At 34.0% G+C, this 12,855-nt stretch carries 8 protein-coding genes; 1 reads left to right on the top strand and 7 read right to left on the bottom strand.

Going from position 1 to position 12,855, the window contains the following annotated elements:
* Positions 1-90: 90 nt before the first annotated feature.
* On the bottom strand, positions 91-345 hold the full coding sequence (locus BAU27_RS23655; protein WP_071743842.1) for a hypothetical protein: 255 nt from the start codon (positions 343-345) through the stop codon (positions 91-93).
* Positions 346-600: 255 nt separating this feature from the next.
* Between BAU27_RS23655 and BAU27_RS23650 the strand changes: the two genes are divergently transcribed.
* Complete coding sequence (locus BAU27_RS23650; RefSeq protein ID WP_071743843.1) at positions 601-1,905, top strand: CitMHS family transporter; 1,305 nt, start codon at positions 601-603, stop codon at positions 1,903-1,905.
* 45 nt (positions 1,906-1,950) lie between these two features.
* Here the strand turns inward: BAU27_RS23650 and BAU27_RS23645 are convergent, their stop codons facing one another.
* The 6 genes from BAU27_RS23645 to BAU27_RS23620 all read right to left on the bottom strand — a co-directional run bounded on the left by BAU27_RS23645 (position 1,951) and on the right by BAU27_RS23620 (position 12,812).
* Positions 1,951-2,643: a response regulator gene (locus BAU27_RS23645; RefSeq protein ID WP_071772138.1), complete on the bottom strand. Its 693-nt coding sequence runs from the start codon at positions 2,641-2,643 to the stop codon at positions 1,951-1,953.
* Entirely contained in the window at positions 2,643-4,253 is a 1,611-nt protein-coding gene (locus BAU27_RS23640; RefSeq protein WP_071772137.1) for an ATP-binding protein, read from the bottom strand. The genes BAU27_RS23645 and BAU27_RS23640 overlap by 1 nt, the downstream gene beginning before the upstream one ends.
* 216 nt (positions 4,254-4,469) lie before the next feature.
* Entirely contained in the window at positions 4,470-6,044 is a 1,575-nt protein-coding gene (locus BAU27_RS23635) for a flotillin lipid rafts scaffold protein FloT (RefSeq protein WP_071772136.1), read from the bottom strand.
* Positions 6,045-6,056: 12 nt separating this feature from the next.
* The gene (locus tag BAU27_RS23630; RefSeq protein WP_071772135.1) at positions 6,057-6,605 is read right to left on the bottom strand and encodes an NfeD family protein; all 549 of its coding nucleotides are present in this window, start codon (positions 6,603-6,605) and stop codon (positions 6,057-6,059) included.
* A 245-nt stretch (positions 6,606-6,850) separates the two neighbouring features.
* The gene (colA, locus tag BAU27_RS23625; protein ID WP_071772134.1) at positions 6,851-9,748 is read right to left on the bottom strand and encodes a collagenase ColA; all 2,898 of its coding nucleotides are present in this window, start codon (positions 9,746-9,748) and stop codon (positions 6,851-6,853) included.
* A 304-nt stretch (positions 9,749-10,052) separates the two neighbouring features.
* A complete protein-coding gene (locus BAU27_RS23620) occupies positions 10,053-12,812 on the bottom strand; it encodes an NEAT domain-containing protein (RefSeq protein ID WP_071772133.1) in 2,760 nt (919 codons plus the stop codon).
* Positions 12,813-12,855 lie beyond the last annotated feature (43 nt).

The raw sequence follows: 12,855 nt of genomic DNA, 5'->3' as shown, positions 1-12,855 counted from the left end.
AAAAACTTGTGTGGGATTTGTGAAAAAACAATGTGCTTTTTGTAATATAGGAAACAAAAAAGATGTGTAGCTATTTCTACACATCTCTCATCATTCACAGCCTGTAATTAATAAATCATCTTCTAACTTAACTAATAATGTATCTGTATTAATTTTCTGCCCAACTTCTACATTTACTAATCTTATATTTCCACTGATACCGACCGCGACTTTTTCAAGCTCACCGTTATTTTTTCGAATCATCATTAATTTTTCCCACTCATATACGTAAGAAGATTCATTAACAAAAATCTCTTCTATTTTCCCCTCATAAGAACTATAAACTTCTTCTATTCTCGTTTCCATTCAAAATCTACTCCCTACTTCGCACTTCACTATTTTCACCTTATTCTATCATTCTTGTTAGAAGTAAATCATATTTTTAAAAATTCAAAATTACCTTCGTGAACAATATGACCAAAATAAAAATTATGCTTCTAATGGTGTTATTTTTCAAATTATTTACCATTTGAATAGATGCTTTTATGATAAACAAAAAACCTTATTCTGAATTTTTGATTTATTTTGAAAGCGTAATCATTTTTTTGAGGGGGAGATCAAATGTTAGCTCTACTTGGATTTGCAATGGTATTTGTCTTTATGTTTTTAATTATGACGAAACGTATGTCAGCATTAGTAGCATTAATATTAATTCCAATTACTTTCGCATTAATTGGCGGCTTTTATGCAGACATGGGTCCTATGATGTTAGAGGGTATTCAAAAATTAGCACCTACCGGTATTATGCTTATGTTTGCCATTTTATATTTTGGAATTATGATTGATAGCGGTTTATTCGATCCTGTCATTAGTAAAATATTAAAATTTGTAAAAGGGGATCCTTTAAAAATTGTTGTTGGTACAGCTATTCTTACTATTATCGTTTCATTAGATGGGGACGGAACAACAACGTATATGATTACTGTTTCCGCAATGTACCCATTATATAAACGTCTCGGAATGAATCCACTTATATTAGCTGGGGTTGTTATGTTAGGGGCAGGTGTGACAAATCTTACACCTTGGGGTGGACCAACTGCTCGAGTTATGAGTGCACTTGGACTAGATGCATCAGAGCTCTTTACACCACTTATACCAGGAATGATTGCTGGTGCAATTTGGGTAGTTTTCGTTGCCTACTATCTTGGAAAAAAAGAAAGAAAACGTTTAGGCATTATGGATGTACAATATTTAAAACAAATGCAAACAATGGATGAGCAAGCTGCCACAGTAGAAGCTGCCGTGCATAAACGCCCTAAACTGCTATGGATTAACTTTTTATTAACCGTCGCTCTTCTCGTCTGTCTCATACTAGAAGTTATGCCGTTACCTGTTTTATTTACAGTCGCTTTTGCTATTGCTGTTATGATTAACTATCCGAACTTAGAACAACAGAAAGAACGTATTGCTTCTCATGCTGGAAACGTCTTAGCGGTTGTTTCTCTCGTATTTGCTGCTGGAATCTTCACAGGTATTCTATCTGGAACAAAAATGGTAGATGCGATGGCTCAAAGTGTAGTTACTCTCATACCAGATGCACTTGGACCCCAGCTTCCAATTATTACAGCTCTTCTAAGTATGCCGTTTACATTTTTCATGTCCAACGATGCTTTTTACTTCGGTGTATTACCTATTTTAACAAAAGCGGCTGCTGCTTACGGAGTTAGCGCAGCTGAAATGGGACGTGCTTCCTTGCTCGGTCAACCCGTTCATTTATTAAGCCCACTCGTTGCTTCCACTTATTTATTAGTCGGAATGGCAAAAGTTGATTTTGGTGAACACCAACGCTTTACTTTATTATGGGCTGTTGGAACTACAATGGTGATGTTGATTACTGGAATTGTAATTGGGATTATTCCAATATAAGAAGCAAAAAACAGTAGAGAAAATGCAATCCTCTACTGTTTTTTGTTATGAAGAAACAAGAAAATACCTTCTCTCTGGTCTCCCTACACTTCCATATATAAGCTCTGCATGTACTTTCTTTCCAGATATTAAATACTCTAAATATCGCCTCGCTGTTGATCGGCTCACTCCGACCATTGAGCTTAACACTTCTGCGGTAATACCTTCTTCATTAACTGTTAACATATGCTTTTTTATTTTTGCTAAAGTTAAAGGATCTATTCCTTTTGGGGCGTATTCGATTGAGTTGCCCTTCCCCCCCCTTTGGGACCAGAGATGTTCAATTTGTTCTGGTGATAATTGGTCATTTCTCTTTAACTGCATAATCTTCTTTTGATAATTTTCTAAACTTGTTTTAAATCGATCAAACATAAGTGGCTTTACGATATAATCTGTTACTCCTCCACGTAAAGCATGACGTACGACATCTGTTTCTGACGCAGCTGTAATCATAATAATGTCTGTATCATGCAAATTATGCCTAATATATGTGACAAGTTCAGTCCCTTGCATATCAGGTAAATATACATCTAATAAAACGAGCTGCGGCTTTACAAATTCTAACCATTCCTTCGCCTGTTCTCCAGTCGTTGCTGTTCCAATTACTTTAAATCCCTCAATTTTTTCAGTAAAGCGACGATGAATTTCCGCAATCCGAATATCATCTTCTACAATCAATACTTCAATCCCCTCATTCATTACAATTCGCCTCTCTCTTTCGGTAATGCAATGATAAATAAAGCACCACCTAAATCCCCTTTTTCAATCGCAATACTCCCATTTAAATCTTCTACTAACTCTTTCACTTTTGCTAATCCATATCCACGTTTTCCGCCCACTTTCGTCGAAAAACCTTTATAGAATATGCTTGTAATTATTTCATCATGAACACCTTGTCCTGAATCTTCTACTTCAATTAATATTTCTTCCCCAATGTCTGTTACAAACATTCTTACTTTCTTATCATAATCTTGATTTCTTTCAATTGCTTCAAATGCATTCGTGATCAAATTCCCTAAAATAGAAACAACGTAATTACTCTCAATATGTGGACTTAAATTTTCTAAACTACTTTCTCGATCTAGCGTAAAATCAATCTTCAACTCTCGTGCCCTATTATAAAATCCAATTAAAATCCCACCTAACCACGGATTTCGAATTCTTTTCATAATAAATTGAACGAACTCTTGATATACTGCCGTTTCCTTATGAATAAGCTCTAAAGCATCTTCATAAGACTCTAATTGAATAAGACCCGAAAGCGTATACAATAAATTGTTATATTCGTGCGTTTGCGCCCGTAATGCCTCTGTATACTGCCGTGTTTGAGATAATTCCGCTGTTAATTGATCCATCTCAGATTTCAAGCGCAAGCTGGATACTACACCAGTTACTTTATTATTAACTTTAATAGGTAGGCGATTGGCAATAACATCCTGTCCCTTTATATTTAATTGACGATCAAATTGTTCTTCGCCAGTTTGAAGTACATCCAGTATCGATGAGTTAGGAATAACATTTAAAATAAATTCTCCCATTATATTTTGTTGTTTATCTAAAGAAAGAATGTCATGTGCTGCTTGGTTTACTAAACTAACCATTCCATTTTTATCGATTACTACAATCCCTTCACGTACGGATTGAATAACTGTACTATGCTCCTCATATAAAGATGAAATTTCCTCTGGCTCCATTCCAAACATCATTCGTTTTATACTTCTTGCTAAATATATAGAGCCAATTATCCCAATTAACAGACCTATTATTGTAATCCAAAACACACGCTTTCCATATACTTCTATCGCTCCATGAATATCATCCATTGAAAATCCAACAGAAACTACGCCAATAATTTCATTATCCTGATTACGAATTGGGGCTTTTCCTCGTAATGAAGGCCCTAATGATCCCGTTGCTTCCGAAACGTAAGACTTCCCCTCTAATAGAACCCCTTTGTTATCTCCACCAACCATTCTCTCTCCTATTTTATCCCGCATAGGATGTGCGTAACGAATACCATCTTTATTTCCAACTACAATAAAGTCGGCATCTGTTTCGATTCGAATTTTTTCTGCAATTGGCTGAATAATGGAAGCTGGATTTTCTTTTTGAAAAGCTTCCCCGATTTCCGGTATAGCAGCAACTGTTTTTGCAACATGCAACGCCCTTTTTCCAATTTGTTCCTCTACCGTTTCAGATAATATATAGTAAAATAAATAACTTGTTAACAGCAGTACAACAAGAATAAGTGTACTAATAGTTAATGTAATTCTCGGTTGTAGCTTTAATTTTTTAAATGTCAAAACCATTCCCCTAACATGAATAAAGATAGAATTTAAAGAAAATACAGTTTTTTTATTATCACGTTTAATCATAACACGGTTACTATATATTTCTTTATCTTTATAAAAAAAGAAACGAAGTAAAATTACTACCTCGTTTCTTAATAATTGTTATTACACTTTAAATTTATCAATCATTTCTTGTAGTTCTACTGCCATTTACTAGAGGTTCTTTCCGTCTTACTATTCTTTATCTTTTTTCACTTCTTTTTTCTCACCTTCTACTACTGATGCTACAGGTTTATCATTTGATAGTTGTTGCACGGCACCTTTTCCAGCGAATCCTTCTAGTAATTCTTTTAAATCAATGCCAGAAGAAGCTTTTAACGTTTCTTGCATTGTTGCCATTAAATCAGTCGCATATCCTGCAACCTTCCCGGCACCGCTATTCTTACCACCGCCGCCTGTATCAACAACTGTAATTTTATCAATATTGCTAAGTGGACTTGCAATTTCTTTCGCGTAACTTGGAAGCATTTTAAGAACCATATCCATAATTGCCGCTTGACCATATAATTCAAATGCCTCTGCAATTTTTTGTTTCGCTTCTGCTTCTGCTAAACCTTTTAACCTGATAACATCTGCTTCCGCTGTACCTTGTGCCTTTTGTACTTCCGCTTTCGCTTGACCTTGCGCTTTTTCAATTTCTGCTTTCGCTAAACCTTCCACACGTACCTCTTCTGCACGCGCTCTTGCTTCTGCTTCAATTTTATATTGATCTGCATCTGCCTTTTTCATTTGTTTTACTTTTTCAGCCTCTGCTGATTGTTCAACAGCATAGCGATCTGCATCTGCCTTTTTCTTCACTTCTGCATCATATTGCTTTTCACGACGCGCAATCTCTTTTTCTTCTAATTCAATTTGTTTCTCACGCTCAATGATTTTAACTCGCATTTGCTCTTCTGTAACACCTTGTTGCGCTTTCGCCTGTTGTAATTCGTAAGAAAGATCCGCATCTGCACGAGCTTGTTCTTGGTCCCTCTTATAAGATTGTACTTTTAATTCCTTATGTTTTTCAGCTTCAGCGATTTGTGCATCACGTTGATATTCTGCTTCTTTTGCTTCTTTCTCAGCACGAGCTTTTTCAATTCGTGCCTCTTTTTCACGCTCTGCATTCGCAACTGTTGCATCACGCTTAACCATTGCAATTTGTGGCTGACCAAGCGCATCTAAATATCCATTTTTATCCATTATCTCTTTAATTGTAAAGGAGACGATGCGAAGACCCATCTTCTTCAAATCAGTAGAAGCTACTTCATGTACCTTTTGTGCGAATTGCTCTCTATTACTATAAGCATCTTCTACTGTCATAGAAGATAAAATAGCACGTAGATGCCCTTCTAACACTTCTTTTGCTTCTATTTTTAATTCTTCCGTTTCTTTTCCTAAATATTGTTCAGCTGCTGTAGATACTTCTTCAATTGTCGATCCTACTTTAATAATAGAAACACCGTTTACTGTAATCGGTACACCTTGTTTCGTATACGTATCACGTGTTCCAACCTCTAATTTGTAGTTTAATAAGCTAAGAGGCTCTCCTCTTTGCATAATTGGAACTACGAAAGTACCACCGCCGCGGATAATCTTAATCTTCTTCCCGTCATCAGTAGTAACAACATTCTTTCCACCACCAAGCCAGTTCCCTGTCACAATTAATGCTTCATCCGGGCCAACTGTTCGATACTTCGTAATGAATACTAAAATAAGTAGAATTAAAATTGCGAGTAAAACTCCACCGATAATTAATGGAATCGTCATGTAAATTCCCCCTTATAATTTTGGTTTTTTTAAAGAATAAGCGATGTTTTGTACAAGTAAAACACCATCTTGAACTCCCTCAATAATGACCTCGGTTCCTTGTGAAATATCTTTCTTTCCAATTGTTTTCGCTGGTATTGCATTACTTCCAAATTGAGAGGAGATTAACACTTCTCCAAATCCTTCTCTAGGGATTGTAGTAATGACTTCTCCCTTGCATCCTATAAATTCATCCATGCGTTGGACAGTATTTTGTTCTGCTTCTGCAATTGGTTTTAAAATTAGTATTTTCATTATGAAAACACCGATAAAAGATATAGCAAATGAAGCCCCGAAAATAACGAGACTGTTATAGGCGTATAAATATTCTCCTATATAACTAAGTCCACATAACATGGCGAAAAAACTAAGTAGCAACGTTACAACGGATACAGATCCGCCCCCAACACTAAATATTGATTCAAAAATATCTCCAAAAAAGATATAAATAACAGTAAGTATAGTTGCAATTGTAAATCCGTATAAATAAATTGTTTCAAGTGGATAACCGAACAACATCATTTTTATCCCCCTTTCTTAAACAATCCCTTTTTTGTTATGTGTATGCCTCACCTCTTTCAAAGATTATTAATCTTAATTTTCAGTTATTTAATTTTTAAAGAAAAACCTGTAAGACAGGTCTCTAAAAAAGAACAGGAGAAACCCATTGTGACAGGCTCCTCCTAGTAAATAACCGATATATTGTATATCTATATAATATACTATTTTCCACAAAAAGTAAAGTTAAACATACATTGGAAGAGTACTTATTTTAGTGATAATGAGTACGTTCCATCGCCATTATCATATTTATATACATACAAGTAATACTTACCTGGTTTTGCATTTAATTTTGCTTCTATATGATTTCCATTAGCTTGACCGTAAGCAGCATAATTTTGCATATCTGATTCATGGTGAAGTACCCACGTCATCCCAATTCCATACTCATTTAAAACAGAAATATCGATATCTTTCGCTGATGCTACATTAAATGTATAAACATCGGTGTGATCCCCGCCGATAAGGCTACCTTTTATAGTAGTGTTTAGTCCGATACGATTTGCTTCCTCTGGACGATTATTTGGTTCAGATTCTGTTAAACTTCCATCTTTAACCGTAACAGTTGTTTCACTTCTACTCTCTTTTCCTTTATCATCTTTTACTCTTAACGCTACTTTATAAGTTCCTTCTTTTTCATATGCATGTACTGGATTAACTTCCGTACTTGTTCTTCCGTCTCCAAACTCCCATGAATAAGAAACGATTTTTCCATCTTCGTCGTTTGATCCATCACTTTTGAATTGAATTCCTTCTTTTACAAGCCCATTATAAGGACCGTTTATATGAACTGTCGGAGCTTTATTCTCTCCGTCATCTTTTGCGATACCATGGAAGACTACATCATATTCAAATTGATTGGAACTATTCACACGGTAATTGACGAAATATGCTGTAACCGTTTTGTAGCCGCTCCATTCTTTTTGCGCCAATTGTTCTAAAGCTTCATTTACTCTTTTACCCATTGCGTTCCAGTCTTCTGATTCACCTTTTGTTACATCACCTGTAAACGTACCTTCTAATGTAAATGTATTAAAGAATTGAGACTCATGTTTTGTCATTTTTGCATCTTTCATAGACAACGTCTCACTAATTTCTTTCTTCACTTCTGTTAACGATTTTGGTGCATGTTCAGCTAAATAATCATCTGCTACTTCCGGTACATTATACTTATCTTGATTATCAATTAGCTGCTGCATATACTCTTGATACTCTTTATTTAGCTTAGAGTCTTTACTTAGATTTTCACGATATGCATCATAACTTTTCACGTCATTCGCGCGAATTAAATCTTGAATTTTATCAAATGTTTCAAACTGATGCGTATATAAGTAAGACTGCAATGCGAACGAGTAGTTATAGAAATCCCAAGAACCATATTTAGCAAATAGTGTACGCTCTGCTGTATAACGGCTTGCAGGATCAGATGATAATCCGCTAATGATGCTCTTTCTCGGTACTACATTATTTGTACGAGTAGATCCTGCGAAAAATTCTGCATTCCCTTCTTGGAACCAAGTTAATCTTTCATTTTGATACATATCTCCTCTTCCAAATAAACCGGGAACTTCATATCTCCCTTGAAGATAATGAGTGAACTCATGACGGAATAACTCTTCTAAACTATAAATACTTTGCTCTGGCGTACGCTCATATGTAAAGAATGTACCTGTCTCTTCAATATAAATTCCACCGTTGTTTGTTTCATATCCATACAATTGTCTATTTAACTGATATTCATCTGGAGTATTATAGATTACTATCGTTAATACGTCGTCTGCATTACCTTGTTCTAAAGCTTTGTCATTTCCGATTACGCGGTGATATTGCGCTTTTACTTCCTTCGCAGCCCAATATAATCTCTTAATTTTTTCTTCTGACACTTTATCCCCAGTTTTAAACACAATAGATCCATCGTCGAATGTATACGTTTTTGGTAAGTATTGCTCTTTGCCTTCTTTACGTATCTTCTCTAAATCTACCGTATTCCCGCTATAATCTTTCCCATTATAGTTTGTTGTAATTTGTTCTACCGCAACAAAATACGGTTCGCTTAAACGTGGATACATATGCATTGCTTGTGTAACAACCTCTAATCCTTTATTTGGATTGCTATGAAACTTTCCTAAACGGCTAGCAAAATAAATTCCATTATTAACGAGCCATTTATTTTCTGGCGTTACTTCATTTAGAAGAGCAATACGATTTATTTCATTAATAAACCCATCTACTTTTCCATACCACATCGTTTCATTCGCTTCTTTACGAGCCTCATTTAAGTAAGACTGTATATCATAATCAATGCCTTGCATCATATCGTACACAGCTTGTCCTTTCATACGATCGTCTACATATGTATTAAAATTATCATTATATTGTTTTAAAATATTCGATGCGTATTGCACCGTTTCAACATCACTTGATGCATTACTAATTAATTTACCGTATGCAGATACGACTGTATCTTGCTCATTTGTTCCAAGCTTAAAGTTTGGATTTTTTGCAATAGCTTTTAACGCTGGTAAACATTTGTCCTGGAAGCTTCTTTCATTTAAAGCGCTTAATTCTTTATTATAAAATGCAAGGTAAAACGCCGAACGTAATACTTCAGTAAACGTTTGAATCCCTTTCGAGTCATCTTTCGTAAATGTACTACCTCTATGAGCTAATTCGTCTATAATTACTTGCATTTTTCCTTTGTCCTGATAAAAAGTTTTCGCGTCTTCATTAAACTGGAACAAGTCTGTAATTTGATTCCACTTAATACTTCCTAACGTTTCAATTAATTCTTGATCATTCATTTTGTTTAAATCAGCCATCGAATAGCTTTCTTTAACTTGCTTTACTTCTGAACTCTTCATAATAGCTGCTGGTCGCTGTGAAAAGTCTCCTACTTTTAAACGTTCTTGAAATGATAAAGTTTCATCAACTTTTGAAATATGTCCAACTTCATCTACCGGCTTTTCAATTCCAACCGGTTTCGTTTTCAACACGTTATACGGTATTTTTTCTTCCACTGCTGCATGAGTTTGAAGTGCCCCTAACGATAAAGCCATTGTACTAATGCTAAGCATCACTTTATTGATCTTTGATTTCTTGTTCATATCCTTGCCCCCTATTTTAATATTCCATCCAAGAATTTAACATAAAATCTAGATATAGCAATATAAAATGCAATATTTCATATTATTTCTTCCTATAATTTGTACATATCGTCAACAAATCAACCTTTATCTCCCGACAATAATCTGCTTTCTTCCATTTCTAATACACTTAGAAATCCCCAGTAATACCCTTCTCTCGTAAAAAAAGACATTATCATATGCATGTTTCTAATGAAACTGCCATGATAATGTCTTCTCAAAAAAGTAAAAATTAATTATATATAATAATAAGATTAAACGTTATTTACTTCTTAAATAATCTCTTTCTAAATACGAACATACTTAGTGCGGAAAGAACAAGTGTTATTCCAGAAAATAAAGTCGATGTGCTAGCCTCACCGCCTGTTGATGGTAAAGATTTCTTGCCTTCCTCTGGCTTATTAGTATGTTGTTTATTTAAAGTGTCTGCTTTTCTTCCCTCGTTTGCAACAACTTGATTATTCCCTTTTGGCTCTTGATCCAATCCTGTTGCTGATTTTTTTACGCCTTCAACTTCTTTTACCGGTTCTTTCACTTCTTCTTTTGTTTCTTCAACTTCTTTTACTGGTTCTTTCACTTCTTCTTTTGTTTCTTCAACTTCTTTTACCGGTTCTTTTACTTCTTCTTTTGTTTCTTCAACTTCTTTTACCGGTTCTTTTACTTCTTCTTTCGGTATTAATTTTTCTACTATATTCTGAATTACAATGCCACTATATAATATGCCAGTCTCATCATGATCTGCATCTAAATCAAATTCATATATTTTTTCTCCTAAAGTACTCCAAATGATTCCCTCATCGGTAAGCGTTCCACCTTCACTCTTTAGTGTAATCTTTTCAATTGGCTCTCCCTCTAAATCATATACAGAAATTGTCACTTCTTTATTTATTTCTGCATCATCCAAAATAACCTTTTGCCTTCTAACATCAATTGTCCCCCACTGACCTAATTGTATTAATGGCCTTACATCACGAATCTCATTTTCAGCTAATTTTAAACTAAGTAAGTCTAACATTGAGCCAAGAACCGTTACATCTTTAATACGATTATCTGTAAGATCTAACCATTGTAAATTTTTCAATACAGATAACGGTGTTATATCTTCAATTTGATTATGAGACACATTTACATCGTTCAATTGTTTCAAGTTTGAGATGAACTCTATATTTTTCAGTCCTACTCCCTCTAAAGTGAGGTTTTCTAAGTTCTTCATGTACTCTAAACCAGTTAGATTTTTTATCTCTTTTCCTTTTTCTTTAAGTACCTCTAATTTTTTGATCTGTAATAAATCTTCTTTTGTGATAGGATCGTTTAAATTCTCTCTACCTAAATTCTCTTTATTAATATGTTGTTGTAAAGCTTTATCGAGAATTACATTTTCCTTTTTTTCATTATCCTCTTTTATTGTTTCCTTTATTTCATCTAACCTTTCAACAACATTTTGAATTACTGTTCCATTAAATTTAATACCATTCTCTTCTCGTTTTAAGTCCAACATAAATTCGTATATTTTTTCACCGGAAGTACTCCATTTAATAGCACCGTTATTAACTATTCCATCTTCACTCTTCAATTGAATAGTCTCGATTGGTTCTCCTTGTAAATTATAGATAGGTATTTTAACTTCCTTACCTTTTTCTACATCATCTAAAAAGATTTTTTGTCTTTGAATATCGATATACATTCTTTTTCCTAACTCTTGAACAGGTCTAACATCACGAATTTCATTTGAACCTAGCTTTAAATCATACAAGCCTGTTAATTGACTAATTGGTGTTATATCTGAAATATAGTTTTCCTCTAAATTAAGTGATTGTACAGTAGATAATCTTAATAAAGGTTCGATGTTTTTTAATTCATTTTTAGAAAGGTCTAACTCCACTAACTTTTTCATTGAGGTAATATGCTCGATATTAGTAAGTCCATTGTTACTTAAAGATAAATTTCTCACATTTTTCAATTGCTCAATCCCAGCAAGATTAGCATTACTAATTTGATTATTTGCTACAGTCAAAGTCCTTAAAGACGTTACTGTAAACAATGGTGTTATATCTTTTATATAATTACTATTTAAATCTAACATTTTAACTCTCTTCATTTGACTCAATGGGCTCAAATCTGAGATTTTATTGTTTCTTAAATTTAAATTCTCAATATTCTCTAACTCAGCCAAAGGCTCAATATTTTGAAGTTCGCTATAAGTTATATTTACTGATTTTAACTGTCTCAACTTCGAGATAAAATGTATATTTTCTAACTTGACTTCTTCCAATGTTAAGTTTTCTAAGTTCGTCATATATTCTAGACCACTTACGTCTTTTATTCCTTTACTTTTTGCCTCAACGACTATTAAAGATTTAACTTTTAATAAATCTTCCTTAGTTATTGGCGTATTTAGATTCTCTCTATTCAAGTTATATTTATTAATATGCATTTGTAATTGCTTATCTACTATTACATTTGCACTTTCATCTTGTTGATCCACTTTATCCTCTTTATTTTCCTTTTGTTCTTCTGGAACATTGTTTTCTAAATTCAATGCATTTACTTCAAATTGCACTTGATACTTATTATCATAGGCCATTGTCGGAATATAAATATGCATTTGCATATTATACCTCTTTCCTAATTCCCCTACTTCAAACTGAATCACTTTCGTTCCATTTTTCTTTTTATCTTCTGATATTACTTTTACATCATGAAACACACCAAGAGTATGGATATCTTCTGTTTTCAAATATTTGAAGAAATCACTATCACTTAACGTTGCCGTTACAATTTTCTTTCCATTCTCAATTGTTAATTTCGGATTTTTTATATAAACAGCTGCCATAGATTCTTCATTCGTTTTATCTTTATATGCTTTAATAACAGCATCATATGTACCATTTTCTAAAGTCTGGCCAGTTTTATTCACCTCAATTGCTACCGCCGCTAAAGCAGGTGTTGAATAAACAGCAAACGGTAGCGATAAGGCTGCCGCCACTAGCATTGCATTTATATGTTTTCTTTTAGTTTTTTTCAACTTTACATCTCCTCCGAAATCTATAAATCTAAATATAATCATT

The organism is Bacillus sp. NH11B, assembly GCF_001884205.1.
GTDB classification, from domain to species: Bacteria; Bacillota; Bacilli; order Bacillales; family Bacillaceae_G; genus Bacillus_A; species Bacillus_A proteolyticus.
Note: the sequence above shows the minus strand (reverse complement) of the source record. Positions and strands in the feature narration are given on the sequence as shown.

Bases quoted from the DNA above. Each gene is read 5' to 3' on its own strand.
- BAU27_RS23655 (WP_071743842.1), bottom strand. From the start codon at position 345: ATGGAAACGAGAATAGAAGAAGTTTATAGTTCTTATGAGGGGAAAATA.
- BAU27_RS23650 (WP_071743843.1), top strand. From the start codon at position 601: ATGTTAGCTCTACTTGGATTTGCAATGGTATTTGTCTTTATGTTTTTA.
- BAU27_RS23645 (WP_071772138.1), bottom strand. From the start codon at position 2,643: ATGAATGAGGGGATTGAAGTATTGATTGTAGAAGATGATATTCGGATT.
- BAU27_RS23640 (WP_071772137.1), bottom strand. From the start codon at position 4,253: ATGGTTTTGACATTTAAAAAATTAAAGCTACAACCGAGAATTACATTA.
- BAU27_RS23635 (WP_071772136.1), bottom strand. From the start codon at position 6,044: ATGACGATTCCATTAATTATCGGTGGAGTTTTACTCGCAATTTTAATT.
- BAU27_RS23630 (WP_071772135.1), bottom strand. From the start codon at position 6,605: ATGATGTTGTTCGGTTATCCACTTGAAACAATTTATTTATACGGATTT.
- colA (WP_071772134.1), bottom strand. From the start codon at position 9,748: ATGAACAAGAAATCAAAGATCAATAAAGTGATGCTTAGCATTAGTACA.